Source organism: [Flexibacter] sp. ATCC 35208 (assembly GCF_001975825.1).
GTDB lineage: Bacteria > Bacteroidota > Bacteroidia > Chitinophagales > Chitinophagaceae > Chitinophaga.
In genome coordinates, this window is record NZ_MTKN01000002.1 from 208,107 (window position 1) to 226,315 (window position 18,209).

Annotated in this window: 14 protein-coding genes; 3 read left to right on the plus strand and 11 right to left on the minus strand. The window is 42.2% G+C overall.

The genetic code is table 11. From position 1 onward, the window contains the following. Positions 1–113: 113 nt before the first annotated feature. The 5 genes from BW716_RS02315 to BW716_RS02335 form a co-directional block, all read right to left on the minus strand. Complete coding sequence (locus BW716_RS02315; protein WP_083720545.1) at positions 114–494, minus strand: YidH family protein; 381 nt, start codon at positions 492–494, stop codon at positions 114–116. Between the two features lie 74 nt (positions 495–568). Further along, a complete protein-coding gene (locus BW716_RS02320; RefSeq protein WP_083720547.1) occupies positions 569–961 on the minus strand; it encodes a hypothetical protein in 393 nt (130 codons plus the stop codon). A 76-nt stretch (positions 962–1,037) separates the two neighbouring features. Next, positions 1,038–3,173: a S9 family peptidase gene (locus BW716_RS02325; protein ID WP_083720549.1), complete on the minus strand. Its 2,136-nt coding sequence runs from the start codon at positions 3,171–3,173 to the stop codon at positions 1,038–1,040. Positions 3,174–3,329: 156 nt separating this feature from the next. Then, entirely contained in the window at positions 3,330–3,827 is a 498-nt protein-coding gene (locus BW716_RS02330) for a hypothetical protein (RefSeq protein WP_143708693.1), read from the minus strand. A gap of 1 nt (position 3,828) precedes the next feature. After that, positions 3,829–4,809: a DUF3761 domain-containing protein gene (locus tag BW716_RS02335; protein WP_083720553.1), complete on the minus strand. Its 981-nt coding sequence runs from the start codon at positions 4,807–4,809 to the stop codon at positions 3,829–3,831. Positions 4,810–4,965: 156 nt separating this feature from the next. On the opposite strand from BW716_RS02335, the gene BW716_RS38415 reads away from it, so the two are divergent. Beyond that, positions 4,966–5,097 (plus strand): hypothetical protein, encoded by a 132-nt coding sequence (locus tag BW716_RS38415; RefSeq protein WP_255373853.1) that lies wholly within the window; start codon positions 4,966–4,968, stop codon positions 5,095–5,097. 136 nt (positions 5,098–5,233) lie between these two features. On the opposite strand, the gene BW716_RS02340 is transcribed toward BW716_RS38415, so the two are convergent. After that, on the minus strand, positions 5,234–8,332 hold the full coding sequence (locus BW716_RS02340; protein ID WP_083720555.1) for a glycoside hydrolase family 2 TIM barrel-domain containing protein: 3,099 nt from the start codon (positions 8,330–8,332) through the stop codon (positions 5,234–5,236). Positions 8,333–8,469: 137 nt separating this feature from the next. On the opposite strand from BW716_RS02340, the gene BW716_RS02345 reads away from it, so the two are divergent. Further along, the gene (locus BW716_RS02345) at positions 8,470–8,802 is read left to right on the plus strand and encodes a HopJ type III effector protein (RefSeq protein ID WP_083720557.1); all 333 of its coding nucleotides are present in this window, start codon (positions 8,470–8,472) and stop codon (positions 8,800–8,802) included. Positions 8,803–8,835: 33 nt separating this feature from the next. Here the strand turns inward: BW716_RS02345 and BW716_RS02350 are convergent, their stop codons facing one another. The 5 genes from BW716_RS02350 to BW716_RS02370 all read right to left on the minus strand — a co-directional run bounded on the left by BW716_RS02350 (position 8,836) and on the right by BW716_RS02370 (position 16,938). Then, the gene (locus tag BW716_RS02350; RefSeq protein ID WP_083720559.1) at positions 8,836–9,321 is read right to left on the minus strand and encodes a DUF2004 domain-containing protein; all 486 of its coding nucleotides are present in this window, start codon (positions 9,319–9,321) and stop codon (positions 8,836–8,838) included. Positions 9,322–9,447: 126 nt separating this feature from the next. Continuing rightward, complete coding sequence (locus BW716_RS02355; protein WP_179090971.1) at positions 9,448–12,003, minus strand: glycoside hydrolase family 31 protein; 2,556 nt, start codon at positions 12,001–12,003, stop codon at positions 9,448–9,450. A 118-nt stretch (positions 12,004–12,121) separates the two neighbouring features. Continuing rightward, positions 12,122–14,245: a DEAD/DEAH box helicase gene (locus BW716_RS02360; RefSeq protein ID WP_220388702.1), complete on the minus strand. Its 2,124-nt coding sequence runs from the start codon at positions 14,243–14,245 to the stop codon at positions 12,122–12,124. A gap of 2 nt (positions 14,246–14,247) precedes the next feature. After that, positions 14,248–15,561, minus strand: coding sequence for an ATP-binding protein (locus BW716_RS02365; protein ID WP_083720566.1), 1,314 nt, complete (start codon positions 15,559–15,561; stop codon positions 14,248–14,250). After that, a complete protein-coding gene (locus tag BW716_RS02370; RefSeq protein ID WP_083720568.1) occupies positions 15,562–16,938 on the minus strand; it encodes a tellurite resistance TerB C-terminal domain-containing protein in 1,377 nt (458 codons plus the stop codon). A gap of 179 nt (positions 16,939–17,117) precedes the next feature. Between BW716_RS02370 and BW716_RS02375 the strand changes: the two genes are divergently transcribed. After that, positions 17,118–17,597 (plus strand): hypothetical protein, encoded by a 480-nt coding sequence (locus BW716_RS02375; protein ID WP_083720570.1) that lies wholly within the window; start codon positions 17,118–17,120, stop codon positions 17,595–17,597. Positions 17,598–18,209: the final 612 nt, after the last annotated feature.

Consider the following 18,209-nt stretch of genomic DNA (forward strand, 5'->3'; position numbering starts at 1 on the left):
GCTGGTGGAATTTGAATACAGGAGGGTTTGATTTGAGTGCAGGCAGCTTTCAGTGCGGCTCATGCTGGGTTTATGTATTTACCAGATAAGGTGTTTTTACCAGACAATAAATATCACGTGCTTTCTACCAAATAAGCTATCAGGAAGATGCTGGCGATCATCAATGTCAAAACCAGAACGTATAAAAATGCAGATGAATGTTGATAACTGTTGGTGCTGATCTGTCTTTCTGTTCTTTTGTACCTGAGTAAGGATAATAATAAACTGAGCGCCCCGGTGATGACCATTAATATACCTATGGGGGCAGAATAGCCATACTGATGTACGGTGTTTGGTTTGCCTAAGGCCAGACTGATCTGTTTTACGAACAGGGAGAATTTTACCACGACAAATCCGAATGCCATGATGCCGATGCCTGTTCGTACCCAGGCGAGTAAGGTACGTTCATTGGCGAGATGGTCTGTGGGGCTGCCTTTTCTAGGTTCGTTATTCATGACTGGTTAGATTTTCAGGTTAAAGTTAATGAATGCGTGTTTTTCCGGTTGAGATGAGTGGATGGCTTTTCTGGTTAAGATGTCTTTGTTTGTTGCTGCATAGTTTTTCGTGTTAAGAGGATAGCTAAGATATAACAATCTGCTACAAGCAAATGGGTTAAGATGGCGATCCACTTATCCTGGAAGAGCCAATGGTGTTGGGTAAAATAGATGATGGTATTCAACAATAATAAGACTACAATGAAGTGAGTGGTAAGTAGTAGGGGCTTGTTTTGGTTAAAGCGGGTTTGGAGAGCTGCCCAGGCGATGTAGTTGAGAATGCCACCTATGGGGAGGTAGAGGAGGTTAAAGTGAAAGGAGGCTGCGAAAAATGATGTTTTATAACCGGCTATTGCGGTTACTAAAATCATGGATTCAAGGAAAAGGATGAGGTGGTAAGCGAGTACGAGGTAGAGTTTTTTGTTCATGAGGGAATTGCAGCAAAATATGTGCTATATATAAATATGAATTGCGTCTGCAGTGCGGACGCAATTCATATTATGATTATAAAAATCTACTAAAGAACTCATACGTCCTTAACATCTGATCTATCCTTTGCCGGTTATCCCCACTCCTCACCAGCTCATGACTTGCCCCCGGATGCCGTACATACTCCACCTGCTTACCCAATGTATTCAGACTCTTAAACAACATCTCACTCTGCGATACCCCTGTTCTCAAATCATTTTCCCCATGAAAGATGAGCAAAGGCGTTGTAATATCCTTCACATAGTTGATAGGCGATTGCTCTTCCAGCACCGCTTTCACACTATCCATATACGGAAACCCGCCAAAGTAATTATCTAACATCTTCCCCGCATTTCCCTCTCCAAAAAAGGTTTTAAAATCATACACTCCACGTTGACAACTCGCTGCTCTGAACCGGTGATCATGCCCTACTATCCACGCAGTGAGATACCCTGCATAAGACCCGCCACTGAGAAAACGTTTTGTCGTATCAATCCATCCCTGTGCCTCTGCTTTTGTAAGCGCCGTCAGCACATCACTGGATGGCCCTACCCCCCAATCACGATAATTTGCTCTCATAAACTCATTGCCATAGCCGCCCGAACCTCTGGGATTACAATAGACTATGCCAAAGCCTTTTCCACAGAAAAACTGGAACTCATGCCACATACTCGCTTCACCAGGTCCCCACATAGCAGAAGGCCCTCCATGCATATCTAATAGTACCGGGTATTTCTTTTGAGGATCAAAATTCACAGGCTTCATCACCCAGTATTCCACAGTCAAACCAAGATTGTTGGTAAAGGTGAATTTTTGAGGAATAGACAATTCCCGCTCACTCAGCCAACCTGTATTGAGTTGGGTGATCGCTTTCTGAGATTTCCCATTCAGATCGGAGATGAAAACTTCTGAAGGGTCCATGATCCATGTCTTTGAGAAGATCAGTTGATTGCTACTGATATCAAATTCAAGGATCCCTTCATCTTCTGTAGTGAGCTTCCCGACTTTCCCGGTTTTTACATCTGCTTTGTATAAACTGGTTCCACCATTATTGAGAGCCGTAAAGTAGATCGTCTTCTCATCTGCAGAGAACTTCGTCTTTCCTTTTAAACGATCCAACGGAATACGAACAGGAGCTGCTAATGTAGCTAATGGGCAAATCCACATCTCCCCTACATCTACTTTCTTTTCTGTAGTGCGCTGAAACACCAGCCATTTTCCGGATGGAGATACTGTTTCTAAAAAATAGGAAGAATCCTGTGCATGTAATAACTGTGTCAGGTTATTGCCATCTGTACCTACTGAATAGATCTGCACCTCCTTTGTATCATCCGGATGTTGATGGGTTTGCATATTAGCAGATACCACTATCTTGTTATTCCCCGCAAAAGCAGGATTTTCGAAAGAGAAGAATCCATGCGTCAGTTCTCTCGGTGTAGCACCGGCAGTCGTATCTATGATAAAAACATGCGACAGATGCACTTCCGGATCCACAGCGGTCTCACCCTGAAATTTAGAATGGGTGATGACTTTCGCTTTTTTATCTTTGGCATTATCATACAGATACGCCCTGACTGCACGAAGGTCGCCATCGGGGTTAGGGTTGGTGGAATCTGTTAGTAAATCTTCGTTATGAGCAAAACCAGGTGCGCCATCATTCCAGGAAGGCACCATTCTGCCTGGGTTTAAGACTTTATCATTTACTAATTCCTGCAGGGAGATTTCTGTTGTGAATACAAGCTGCCTGCCATCAGGGCTCCAAACCGGGCCACCGGCACCATATACAAAATCAGTCAACTGGCGTATCTTTCCGCTGGTAGTGCTGTAAAGAAAAATTTGTGGTTTACCTTTGACTACTTTTACAAAGGCAATCGCATTGCCCGAAGGGTTGTAGGCCGGGGAAGAAGTAGCCCCTGTATCCAGCAACTGTGCCTGGCCGGCAAGGTCGGAAATGTACACCTGCTTCAGGTAGGTGTAATCCTTTTTCTTTGCTGTATCGGGGATAATGCTGGTCACAGTGTAAACAGCATGTTTTCCATCGGGACTTAACTTCACCTCCGATGCTCTTTTTATCTTGAGCATGTCTGTGACTGCGATGGGTTTCTTTTGGGCAAAACCTGCATGGATGGCAGTCAAACAAAGGATCGTTTGGATGGCCGTTTTAATGTTCATAAGCGATTTTGGTTGTGTGTTGTGCTTATGAAAAATAGGCAATAAATATAATAAAACAAAGGAAGGCCCATTTAAGGGTATGAAATAATTATTCAACGAACCAGGTATTTACCTTCCGCTATCAGTAGTATCAATAAAGTCTTAACCATATCTTTATTAAACCCCTACCTCCGCACGCAGTGTACTCGTAATCTTTTCAGGTAATCTTAAATTCCGTGCATAGTTAGCCATCGCCTTTTCTTCTCCATGAGAAAACACCCCATTCTTCACACATTTCTTCAACGCCTTCTCATACCATATCTTCCCCACCCGTTCATGCAATTCCTGCACTTTTTCATTGCTCAATCCTAATATCCCCTGCAAATGCTGTAAGCTATTATCGTCCTCATACCCTACCTGATGTTTCCTCAAAATGAAATTCAGATATGCGGCATAAAACTCCTGCATATTCAATGGAAACATTTTGTTGATATCTACCTTATACTCCACCCCAATTTTCAAAATCATCGCTCTATTGATCTGCTCCATCGGTGTAGTCGCCAGTAAATTATTCACCGCTATGATAGCATTCTCATCCGGCTCCTGCTTAAACAGGCTTTGCAGAAAACTTTTATTTACTAACGGTACTATCTGATAAGGAGGTTGTGTCGTCATGCTATTCATATTTTCTGGATGTTTCATATTCAGGTTCCCTTCCACATACACCACCGTGGTGCGAACAGGTGCCCCGTCCTGTAGAATAAGAGATACTGCCATCACAACACCTCGTCACATATCCGGTTACTTTCTTTATTTCAGGATTGATCTTTTCATGTAGCGTATTGGCTTCTGCACTGCCCAATTCCATTGCTTTTCTTAAATCTTTTACCGCCTCCTCATCATCTCCGAGCTTGTCATAACACAAAGCACGCTGATACAGCATGGATACATCGTTAGGATGGTCTATCATGAGCACTGTCAGAATATTCAGTGCATCATTATACTTTTTAGATTTCATGAGCCTGGACACACTTGCTGTTCTGGCTTGCTCAACAGCACGGTCTACCTGGGCTTTTTCTTCCGGTGAAGTGGCGAGTGCGATGGCATGATCATATCGTTTGTCAATTTCATCGAATGAGATATTGGCTATCTTCTCCGGATTATTCAACAGCACCAGGTCTTTACTTAAACTGTCTTTACGAATGCTATCCTGCACCATGAGCAGATGCTGCGCCTGCGCCTGAGCAGGGTCCTTTTGGGGATCCGCCTGTTTTTCTGCCGGTTGCTTTTCCGACGCTTCAACTACTGCAGGTTTACCTCCTGCTTTTATATCATCAGCACTATTTACGATGAGTATAAAAGAAGGTATCAGCAACAAGCTATATACTGCCGCTTTTATAATAGATGTAAAAGTGAAATGTAATTTCCGCTCTAACCACCGGTGTACCGGCAATAACAGCCCTGTAGACATGATAAAGAACAATATGGCCAATGGTGGGTGAGGAATACTACCTAATGCCAGCATATACAGGAATACCACACCAGCTGTAGTGAGAAACTTTTTTGCAAAAGATGTTTGATCTGTCGTGTGTCCGCTTACGAAATATTCAGGTATTACTTTCGCATTTTCAGGGATCAGGTTGGGAATATATTTCATAACGCGTTAAATTTAAATCTTAATTCTAATAAATATGTTAATAAGTGGTTAACGACCAAAATTGATCTGGCACGTGAATGGTAACCAGTTTATTATGAAAGCAATAATCTTACTGGGCACGCTCAAGCATTGCGGACTCTCGAATACGGAGGTATTATGTCTGTGTTGTGGGAAGGGCAGGCAAAAGGGAAGGATACATCAAGAGATGAGTTGTGGAAAAAATATGAAGATGAGTATACTTCTCTGACTGATAAAATGATCACGCAATTAAAAAGGTATACATCTTAAATCAACTAAGCAATAAAATAAAAGAGCGTGTATCAAAAGTTACACGCTCTTTTCATTCGGATACCTTGATAGAGCGAGGTTCCTATTATGAGGTTCTAAGGAGTTTCATTTATTTATGACAACCACCTTTTAAATTTTAAAAGCCATTCTTAATTGGCGTGATCATAAATGTAAAGTGATAATCCTGGTAATGCAGGAGGTACTTTTCGAGCGGCAGCCTTCCCCAGCTGTCGATACCTCCTAATCCCATCTGTGCTTTATCAATACATATATTCGTGATTGGTTCTGGTTGTAGTAATTCACTATGACGCTGATGTTTTTTATCTCCATCGTCCAATGCATCTATTGAATAATTTAATGCAGATATAGAGAATGTCGTATCACTGGAAAAACGTAACCCGTTTCCTCCCACCGTTATTTGATTCCACCAGCGTACATCTGTTTTGGTACCTGTCTCCTGTGGACGGATGTAAGGATAGAACTGTTGATCTACGGTTTGTGAATATACACCCAGCTGCGCTGCACTGTTTCTATCGCTATAATTTTCGCCCGGACCACGGCCATAATATTTTATGTGATCAGCATCTTTAGGCATTTGCAGTTTCATACCGAAGCGGAACATATCTGATACTTTCGCACTCTTATCTGCTGTCAGGTCTTGTGTTACCTTTATAGCCCCTTCATTAGAGATCTCATAAGTAAGTGACAATTTTCCGGATACAGCCGGCATATCGTAGCTGGCCTGAATGGTAATAATTCCATCTTTACGTTGACTATTAAAAGAGGTCAGTTTCAATTCAGGGTTTTTCCACACACGGAATCGATGCTGCAGCCCTGCTCCGAAGTCATTATCTGTCGGTGCACGCCAGAAATTAGGAGACAGGTATGTACCTTCTTTCAACATAGACTGGCCTGCGATCACATATTGATTCAGAAAGCCATTGTGCCTGTCGAATTCAATGTGTATTTTATTGTTTTTAACAATCAGGTAATTTTCATCATTATCCTGCACATGCAGTGAATCTGCACGATCATTCCCTGCTAATGCGTAATTGAAATTATAACCAGCAATATTCAATTGGTTTTTCGCCACTATAAATCCTGCCGGAAGCAGGGTTTCTGCTTTTTTCAATTTGAAGCTGATATTCAATAGTACTTCTTTCCCTGAAGGAAGATCATAATCCAGGTTGAATACTTTTTTCTGGTGAGGGGGTACATCGAGATTCAAAAGAACGCCTGACTGTAATTTTTCTCCATCTGCCAGCAACTCCCATTCAGCATAATAGTTATCCAGATTACGGAAGAAATTTTCATTGTAAATCGTTACCTGTCCTTTTGACAAGTCTGCCGCAGATGCCCAGATATTCTGGTAAAAGTAACCTACTTCATATGCATGCGGATTAGGTCTTCTGTCAGGAGAGATGAGACCATTATCCAGGAAGTTGTTATCAGAAGGATCATATTTATTGAAGTCGCCACCATAGGCGTAAAAGGTATGACCCTGAGCATTTTTTATATGTAGGGACTGATCTACCCAATCCCATATAAAGCCACCCTGGTACTTAGGATATTTACGCACCAGTTCCCAGTATTCCTTGAAATTACCTTCTGAGTTACCCATTGCGTGTGCATATTCACATTGGATGAGCGGTTTATTGATATTACCCTGGCTGTATTTTTCAGATGCTGCCGGAGATAAGTACATCGGGCAGTAGATATCTGTAAAATCGTTCGTGCCGGCTTGTTCAAATTGTACAGGACGGGTTTTGTCATCTTCTTTGATCCATTTGTAGCAGGCTTCGAAGTTTGGACCGAAACCGGCTTCATTCCCCAACGACCATATGATCACAGCAGGATGATTATAGTTGCGCTGTACATTACGCTCATTCCGTTCCAGGTGTGCTTTGGCATAAGCAGGATTTTTGGCAAGGGTCTTCTCGCCATATCCCATACCATGGGATTCAAGATTTGCTTCTGCCACCAGGTAAATACCATATTGATCACAGAGGTCATACCAAAGATTATCGTCAGGGTAATGACAGGTACGGACTGCATTTACATTTAACTCTTTCATCAAACGAATGTCTTCCATCATACGCTGTGGAGATACCGCATAGCCAAAGTCAGGATCCATTTCGTGACGATTCACGCCCTTTATCAATACTGGCTGACCATTGACAAGCAGCTGCGCATTTTTGATTTCAACCTTACGGAAGCCTACCTGCTGGCGGATCACTTCCGTTACTTTATCTTTTGTTTTCACTGTTACTAAAACCTGGTACAGATAAGGATTTTCGGCTGACCACTTCTCGGGGTCATTCACTTTCAATGAAAGCTTTTGCAAACCTGTACCTTTAGATTGTGTACTGGTCACCAGGTTTCCTTTTCTATCAAATAACTGTACTTCGGTCGCTGCATCTCCTTTAAGTTGCAGGTTTACGAGCAGGCTGGCATCTTTGTACTGATCATCTAATTCAGGTGTAATCCTGAGATCTTCTACATGTACATTACCTCTTGCAAAGAGATAACAATCCCGGCCTACACCGGTGAGTCGCCAGAAATCCTGGTCTTCCAGATAGCTACCATCACACCAGCGGAATACCTGGAAAGCGATCAGGTTAGGTTGGCCAGGCCTGAGATATTTAGTCAGGTCAAACTCCGCTTCGAGCTTGCTGTCTTCACTATAGCCTACATATTGACCATTTACCCATAAGTACATATTGGAAGTAACAGAACCGAAATGAGCGATAATCTGTTTTCCAGACCAGGATGCCGGCACTGTGATTTCTTTGCGATAAGAGCCAACATGGTTCTTTTCTGCAGGAACGACAGGTGGATTCAGAGGCGCCTGCAAATGCCATGGATATTCGATGTTGGTATACATCGGATCACCATAGCCGTTCAATTCCCATATACCGGGAACTTGCATTTCTTTCCATCCCTTATCATTAAACCCTTGTTTGAAAAAGTCCGTCGGACGTGCATCGGCGTCAGGTACCCAGTTGAATTTCCAGTAACCATTCATGGTAAGGAAGTTCGCCGAGTGCTCTTTCACGCCTTGTCTGGCGAGGCTTTCATTTTCATAAGGAAAAAAGTTTGTATGCATTGGCAGGCGGTTTACCGCATTGACATTTGGGTCCAGCCATTCATTAGATTGCGCATACAGATTGTGAGGTTGTAGAGAGCAGCAAAGCAGGGTTGCAATGATGGCTACTCCGTTGAGACCGTTTTTCATATTTAGTATTATTATATTGGCATGGCGATAAATATAATAAAAGTATTGGTTAGGCCATAGTCGAAAGCGATACTTTTAGTTATTTATTAAATTACCGATGGGATTGAGTTATTGGAGAAATTTATATTTTTGAGGGTATGAAAGAGCAATTGTTAAATAAATTAAAGGAGAATTCAATTTCATTTAAAGATGTGATTGAGTTTATTGAAGCGGGGTATACACATCAGGCTACGGCTTTTAAGAATGGAGATGCGTATAATGAAGCGACACAGAATCAGGGGAGTGCAAAGGTGTTTGCGTTTGCGCAATTGAATGGCTGGAGTAAGGAGGATACGCTGTTATTGTTTGCAGAACATTATCAGGCGGTATTAGGACATCCGGAAGCTACGGATCATCAGAATATCAGGCAGTTTATGAAGCATGGCTGGGATGGGATAGGATTTGAAGGGACGGCGCTGATAGCGAAATAAATCAGGGAGGGTGTCTGGCAGACACCCTTTTTTTTAACTTTCTACGGTGATGTATGAAAGGTCACCGTCTTCGTCGGTCGTGATGACTAGGATGTAATTTGTAAAGTCTTCGCCGAAGGTATAATTATATACAGCAAACTGATGACTATCCGGGTAAAGGACTATCCGGATTGGATGGATCTTCTTTAATAATTGCTCGTCCAGGTCATCTGTTGCGTTGACGCCCAGTTCCTCGATTTCTGACTCTTCTTTGTGAAATTCAAAATAGAAACGGACTCCATCTTCAGCGTCTTCATCTGAATAATTTTCATCGATGAATTCTTTGGTTTTTAATAAGTGATCATCAATATTATCGAGATATTTCTTCAGAATTTGTAAACTGGAGAGTTCGATACGCTTATCTGCAAAGTTCAGCTCTAGTTCAATATCGTGGCCAGCTAACCTAATTTCTGTATCATAACTATTTTCCAGCACGTCGGAGTCAATGGATCCAAAGTAGGGTAAGGTGAATTGAGGCATTTGACAATCTTATTTTTTGAAAAGATAGTCAATCTATTTTAAAAAATAAAAAGGGTTCATGAACGAGATCATGAACCCTTTTTATTTCTAATATCTGTTTTCTTTTAGCTTTACATATATATCTTTTTATTTACCTGCTTCCAGTGGCGCTGTTATTTTTCTAAGTGTGTTTGCATCCACCCCGGGATAAGCTTTCATTGTTTGTATACAAGGGAGAATTTCTTTATTCAATTTCTCAACCAATGCTACTGTTTGCTCAGGATGATAATTGATCATACCTGGAATAGCAGACAGCGCCAGGATACAATCTGAAGTATTTGCTACCCAGTCTATCCTGGCAGTTTCATACTTCATATCTTCTGTAGATTGTGATAAGCGGGATAATATCAACGCTGCTTTGTAGAGCAGGTCTTCTTTTCCTTTGCCTGCAGCATCAGGTATTACTTTTACTTCGATCTGTTCTGCACAGGAAGTAGCAGGGATACTTATAGTAGCCATCAGTCTGTCAGCTGAATATGTATAGGTGGCAGGCTGGCCATTGATAGATATACTGGCAGGTGGATAGATAGAAGGATATTTTATTTCGTAACTTCTACTTGCAGACATTCCTTTATAACTTCCTTCGCGGGGAGAGATCGTCAATACCATCGCACCATCCGCAGCCACTACATTTCTGATAGCAGTAAAGCTGTAACCTTTGTCTTTGTATTCTTCAGAGTTTCCATCATCTTCATACAACTTCGTAGCACCGCTACCACCAGGGATTACAGTCAATACCAGCGTGTCAGATTGCTTTTGCAGGTTTTTAATATTTCCATACATCGGAATAATACTTCCTGCTTTGATAAATACTGGTACCTGGTCCAGCGTATATTTATTTTCTACAAATTTGTTTCCTGTAGTCAGGCCACCGGAGAAATAATCGAACCATTGACCGGCAGGTAACCAAACCTTTTTGCCTGCAAGGTGTGTGATGCTATCTGCTTTTGCAGTAATTGGCGCCACGATCATATCACCGCCGAACATGTACTGCTCTTTGGCTGTATAAGCTTCCGGTGATTCAGGATAATCATAGTACATAGGACGGCAGATGGATACACCTGAATCAAAGGCTTCGTGTGAAGCCGTATAGATATATGGATTTAGTGCATACCTGAGCTCGTAAGCTTTCAGCATCATTTTATAGTGTTCAGGGAACTTCCAGATCCTACGTTCGTTGAAAGCACTCTTTGAACAGTGTGTTCTGAATATCGGGCTAAATGTACCAAACTGTATCCAGCGGAGGTACAATTCAGGATCAGGATTATCGGCTACGTGACCACCGATGTCATGACTCCAATAGCCATACCCTACGTTGCTTGCAGTGGCTGTAAAGTATGGCTGGTAAGCCAGTGACGCCCAGGTACTGCGGCTATCGCCAGAGAAACCGATCTGATAACGATGGTTACCTAAACCACCCCAGCGATGGAATAAGAGTGGTCTGCCACCTTCTCTTTGCTTGTCGGTGAAGAAGGTATAGTTTAACCACCATGTATTGCTCAGGCCTTTCAGGTTGCGGTTTTCCAGCCATTGCTGCCAGTCGAGCCACCAGAAATCAATCCCTTGTTTTTCGATAGGATGCAGCACGCTGTCAAAGTAAATTTGCGCCCATTTTTTATCTTCTATTTTGAAAGGGATATTTTTCTTGCCGGTGGTATCAAAGTCATAAGCTTTTGCGAAGCAATTATACTGTGCTTCCATTGGAGCGATACCGGAAGCCGGGTGCAGGTTCAGAGCGGTTTTCACACCACGCTGATGTGCCCAGGTTAAAAATTCTTCCGGTTCAGGGAAGAGGTTTTTATTCCAGGTATAACCTGTCCATCCTGTAGGTTCGCCCATCATATCTCTTTTCCAGTCTTTGTTAAGTCCCCAGGTATAGTGCCAATCCATATCGATAATCAGTACATCGATGGGGATATTGTAGGTGGTGAAGTCGTTGAGGAGACCTCTGAGTTCAGTGTCAGAATATGTCCAGTACCGTGACCACCAGTAGCCGAATGCATATTTAGGTGGCATGGGGATCTTTCCAGCTATACGGGTATAATCGTATAAGGCTTTCTTGTATTCATGCCCATAGCCGAAGAAGTACCAGTCTTGTTTGTCACCTTCATTTCTTGTGGTGGCCCAGTTCCAGTCTTTGTCACCGTCGAAGAGGAGTTGATTGGAATCGTCGATCAGGGTCCAGCCACTTTTAGAGAGAAGGCCATCTTCCAGTTTTGCATCACCGTCAGTTTGATCGAGGGTGCGTGTGGTGCCTTTTAGATTTAAAGAATCTTTGAGACCGGGTACCCAGTCAACTTTACGACCGTTGAGGGTGAAAGTAATCTTCAGGTTGTCTTTGGAAAACTTGCCTGCGTTCTTTTTGTAGCGCAGGGTAAGATGGGTCGTTTTTATTTCGAGAAATTCGCCTGCTTCCTTTTTTTGGAAAGGGGTGACAGGGAGGTTTCTGTTGATAAAAACGAGAGAGGCTTTGTCCTCGAAGGCGGCTTTTTCATTCCATTCCATGCGGATGAGGCTGGGTGTGAGAATGGTAAAGCGGGCGGAGCCGATGGTCACTTGTGAAGCCGGGTTGGCGACAGGATTTTGAGACCGGGCGGAGAGGGAAAGCAGTAATAGGAAAATTGAGATGAGTCTGTAATTCATATTCATGACTGACGCGGAAATAATAGTAAGGCGAGAAGATAGGGAGATTATTTTGGGAGGGGAATGATGGTAGTCAGCGGGTTGGGAGATAGTTGTCCTAACCCGCTGGAGGAGGGTGTCAGGAGTGAGTTTGTGAAATGTGAACAGCGCTTAAGAAATCCATGGCGGATTCGAAGTTGAAGCGTTTATCTCTTACTAATTGCACCTGGTATTTGAGTGGGAGATAGCTACCGAATTTTGAAAATGCAAGCATGAGGGGCTCATTCTGAACAGCGCTCTCCAAAACAGATGCAAGTTGGTCATAAGCCTTCATTGCTTTTTGAATGATTAATTCAAAGTCACCGGCCTTAAATTCGAACATGCTTTCATCTTCCCTCAAATTGTTTTTAATATTAGCAGCGTCAAACAGAAAAGCCAGGCTACGATTGGTTTTGGTGCCCTGAAAAGAATACCAGTACATCTCCTTGATCTGTACTTTCAAAGGGCGATCCGTTTCCAGATTTTCAATTGTATATAATTCAAAATCCAATTTTAATTGACGAATTGCTTCTTTTGCATCGTCACTAAGGTTTGGCATCTTTTCTTCCCTCACCAGCAAGCGCAGCATCTGTTCGCGGATTTTGGGATGAATATCAGCACCAGAACCGGAGAATAAAGGCTTCTTACCATCCATCGCAGGAACCACGGTTATTCTCTTTGTGGGCAGATCTACATCTACTATTTTCCAGATTCTGGCTGCCAACAGCATATTGTTATTAACTACGATCTGGGGAGAAAAGGGGACTTCTCCTATAGGCTTATCCTGACACCGGACTTTCAACAAAGTATCAGTTTGGAATACGCTATAAAAGTCTTTAGTATTGACGATCTTCTCCCCTTCTATCCCTATGATCAGCTTACCGCCTATAAATTCAAGCAGATCTGTTTGGATCAGATGGAGTAATATTTCCTTGATCTCATCGACTGTTATGTATTTAAATGCTGTATTGATGGATAATCTATGCACCAGTTCTTCCTGTGTACACTCCGAAAGCTGACGAACTAAAGCCAATGCCTGATGTAGTAAGATATCATAAGGCTTTTCAGTATATTCAATTGGTTCTACAAACCCTTCCCCTTCAAATAAAGTCATGCAGGCAACTGACTGTAACAGGCTCCACGGATCAGTGGCATACAATGACAATTTACTTGTTTCATTTCCTCTTCTACCACTTCGTCCGATTCGTTGAATCAGGCTGGCGATTGAATGCGTAGCATCTATTTGTACTACTTTATCTACAGAGCCAATGTCGATACCTAATTCCAGGGTAGAGGTACAGGCTATAGTAAATGGAAAACGAACATTGTTCCTGGCGAATTCTTCGATGTATTCGCGCAACTCTTTATGAACGGAGGAATGATGCGAAAAGTAATAAGGGTGCCCTCCTACTTTTTGTGATATCTTATGCAGTTTTACAGCGACTTCTTCTGCCAGACCTCTCGCATTGGGGAATATGAGCACTTTATTATTGCATACATTCAGATACAGATCTTTGATTAAAGCGAGTGGTAATTCTGCTCCTTCCTGTTCGAAATATCTGAATTCTGTTTCTATTTCCTTACTTGTGGTATCACGTAAGATCTTCGTTGTATTTTCAGGACCTGCCATCTCCTTTGCCTGTTCATAGCTGCCAATGGTAGCGGACAAGCCAATTACACGGACATTGCCGGCATTTAATTCACGTATCCGAAAAAGCAGTGACTGCAATTGTTTTCCCCGATCCGTTCCTAAGAAAGCATGTATCTCATCAATCACAATGAACTTCAGATTACTGAATAACGCCTTGGCCTTATAAGCCGCATTCACCAACATCGCCTCTATCGACTCAGGAGTTATTAACACAATTCCCCCCGGATCATTTACCAGCTTTTCTTTCAATGTGCGATTTGCTTCTCCATGCCACTTGGTCACTGGTACATCGAGATGTTTGCATAGCTCTTCTACACGGAAAAACTGATCGTTTATCAACGCAATTAAAGGAGAAATATACAATACCTGCACTCCCCGTTCATTAAAATTCACCTTGGAAAGAATAGGCAAAAAAGCAGCTTCAGTTTTTCCGGAAGCGGTACGGGAAGCAAGAATCAGGTTATCTTCAGATTGTAATACTTTCTGAATAGAAGCGGATTGAATGGGACGTAAACTCTCCCACCCCTGCTCTCTTACATACCGCCGAATCGGTTCTGATAATAGTTCGTACACGATTATAATTCTTCTATATCAGCTAATAAGGTTTCATTTGGTCTTTCATCCTTCACCTGTATATCTCCAAACAACTGTTGCTTGTTAATATTCGGATTCTGACGGATAATGCTCAATACATTCAGAAAATCGCGAATCACTTCACGTGGTGTCAGGAACTCATTCGCACCCGGCTTATTATATAACTCTTCCATAAACAACCGAACATCCTCATCACTCACATCCATCGTAATGTTATAATTCAATTCAAAGACCGCCTTCAACTTCTTGAGCAATACAAAGATTTCATTATTATTCAGTGGCATCAACCTGATTACCGGCTGCGCAAAATCGCGCACCAACTGGTTTTCGAATTTATTGGTTTCCAGTCTTGATTTTAACGCCTGATAACTGAACAACCCTCTTCTTGGATTCTCCAGGAACTCAGCCGTACCGGCAAAGTTGATAAACAGGTTACTCACCTTACCCTGGAAACAATCATTATAGATAGAGAGGATTTTTTCATAATTCTTTTCACGCATCGCAGAGGTGGATATCTTGTACAAATTGATCGCCTCATCCAGATTGATCATAAAACCACTATACCCGATACTTACAAACAGCTTCGTGAAATTCTTCAGCATATCATAATAGTTCAGGTCATTGATAATCTCCCGAACACCTAATTCCTGCCTTGCTTCAACCTTTGTTTTATATTCTCCTTTCAGCCATTTCAATGCATTTCTTCTCAGCTGCTCATCATGCCTGATAAAGCCCTCATAGTATTTCATGATCACATGCGCAAAATCAAATCCACCTACTTCTGTGACTTCATTCACCGTCTTCAGAATATTCCGCTGAATCAGTTCTATATATTGTTCATTGCGGATTTCAGTAGGAGATATTCCATTTTCCTGCGCAGTATTGATCATGATCTGCTCGATCCATTTATCCAATAAGGTAGGCAATGCACCGCCTTCAGGCTTCGTCTGGATAGCGATGTTATCCATGATAGCTGAATACAATACGACTGCTTTTCCATCATTTGCATATAGACGGTTATCAGGTGTAAAGTCCGCATTTGTCACTACGAATTTCTGTTTCAGGGCAACGGTATTCAGCAGGTGCATCATAAAAGACTTACCCGATCCAAAATCACCTATCCAGAATTTCACAATGCTGTGGCCATTTTTCACATCTTCCAGCGCATGCAGGAAAGCATCTACTTCTGCTGAACGACCTACGGTGATATGTTGTACACCAATCTTTGGGACTACACCACCTAATAAGGAATTAATGATTGCAGTTACTTCTTTGGGCTTAATATTCAATGACATTTAGGAGAGTATTTGTGTATAATAATTAACATTGATAGTATATTGATCGTCATCTTCTTCGATGAGCACATCATCCAGTACTTCGTAGCAGGTTTCGTTGATACTGTCGAGCAACTGGTTTTTGAACAGCCCTTTGCCCAGTGCAAATGCTTCTACATCACTTGCGCTCACCTGGTAGTCATCAGGAAAGAGTTTTAAGAACTCGACCTGTAGCGGGCTTAAAGGGGTTGCTGACTCGGGTAAGGGTTCCTTCTCCGGTTCGGGAATGAAGATGACCTCTTCCTCCTGCAGGTAGCCATTTAAAGTTTCGACAGTAATACTGTGGGCTTCGGTGACCATCTGGATCTGCTCGTGATCCAGCTCAATTCTGCGTCGTTTGGGCTGGCAGATCTTGTCTACCTGGATCAATGCCCTTACCAGGTTCTGGTCTTTGATCAAACCATTGACGATGGTCAGGAATTCGGCCAATTGGGATTCATCTGTAAAGAGCTTTTTCTGGATGGATTTATTTAGCTCTTTCTGATCAAATTTGGGCGACTTGAGGTCGTGGTAAATATAATGGAGGTAAAATTTAAGCGTTTCTGGTTTGTCGTATGGGGCCAGGAACCGGGCAGCTTCGTAGTAGATGTTTTCCCTGGCGGGATTGCGCAGGTTCTGTGTTCCCAGGCGGTAGAGTTCTTCTACTGTTTTATCCTTTGAATAAGCAGCGGTGATCTCATTCATTCTGTCTTTCCAACGGGTGGTGGTGGCGGCGTTTAGCTCCAGTTCTATCTGCTCGTCCGTTTTCCCGATAGTAGGCTGCAGGTAGGCCACGATTTCGTCTACCAGAGGACCTAATTTACTGTTAAACTGGTCTTTGGCTGGGGTGCTGTAGCTGGTATACTCAGAGGAGATTTTACGTTTATGTCCCCAGGCGGTTCTTACAATGGCTTCTGCCTTTTTATAGATGGTATAAAACGCTTCTGCCTCGGCTGCCTGCTGGATATACATATTATCGTATCCGATGAAGTATTCGGGAGATTGTAACGATTTTTCCCGGATACGGGTGATTTCCTGTTCCAGGCTGCTTTCTTCCTTTTTCAGGCGTTTATTGAGTGCCTTTACGGTGAGCAGGAAAAGCTTGACGATGGCGATTTCACAGCCTTCAATGCTGTTAAAGGCGTTGCGAAAGCAATAGAATGTATTGAGCCATTTAATTTCGTCCGGGCTGAGGTTCAGTCGTGTTTCGTATTTTTTGCCCAGCTTGATGTCTTCCAGGTATTCCGGTTCTTGTTCCGGTCCGGGTAGGTTGCTCTGGGTCGGGATTCGAAGATCCGCGGGATTGACCATGTTTGATACATCGATCACATCCTTATCGGGATTTTGATAGTTCGCCATAGAGGAACAGATATATGGGATTATAACATGACAATTAATTGTCGTCAGTACGAATGTGCATTTCAAGTTAAGAAAAAAGCTGTGTATTTTAGGACTGATTCCTGTTTTTTTGTTCAAAATAGTACAGCCCGGTAAATTTTGTATTGTATTTTCACAGATATTAAAACCCACATTTTGTAATGAAAACGACCCTTTCGATTTTATTGATTTTTATTTGTTCGCTGAATGGTTTTGCACAGAAAAAATGGATGTCAGAGGTTCCCAAGCAGATCATTATTGTAAGAAGCACTAAAAGCTATGAGGAGGCATTGACGGCGGCGAAAGATGCGGCAAAGAAGCTAGGGAAGAAATTGGATTTGCGGGAGTTGAGTCCGAATGCGAAGACAGGATTAACGCTGAGTGAAGCAGCGTGTAAGACGGGAGGAAGTGATGAGAAAGATTTCCCTTATTATCCGGCGAGGGGAGATGGGAATGCCGACAATGATGATTATATATCAGTGGAATATTCAAATGCGTATAAGCATCTTTCAGGCGGATATTATATAGTGGTGGCAGGAATACAGGATGTGGAAGCGAAGAAGTTATTGGCAGAGGTGAAAGCGGTGTTTAAGGATGCATATGGGAAGCGGACGGTGGTGTGGTATGGCCCGATGGATTAAATGATTTTTAAGGAATACAGTTGAAAAATATTATAAATGGAACATTGAAATTACCCAGAAACCACCATCCGTAAAGGGTTTTATTACCCAAAAAGGTAGGTGGCAGGTCGAATAATCCTTTTCCTGGCTAAATTTTTTCTGAAGGCTAGGTAAGATCATGAGAGGCTACCTGAATCTTCTGCAGCGTTCATTCAGGTAGCATTCATAAATATTCTTCTAAAATGAGTCGTTCAGAAATTTAAACATGTTCTTAGGGTACAAAACAAAGGGTTGTCCAAAATAAATTAATAAGCTGGTTAAATATCTCGGCTATCAATGAAGGCGGTTTTAATTGAGCTTTATACTTATAAATATACACAATAGCATTTTAAAACTACGAATGTGAATGGTTTATCTATAAGGTGATCAAAAGGTCGTTTATTGGCATTAATAGTAAGTATAAGTTTTCGGGGTTTAACCTAATTCTTAAAGTAGCGTTTGAAATATTATAAATCTGGTACTCACTCAATATTGATCTTACGCCTTCGGCGGTTGATCTTTTCCCGCCCACCATTGCTGGTGGTGGTTCTGAGGCAGGCTAAGTAAAAATGAAAATGAGTCAGTACCATCAAT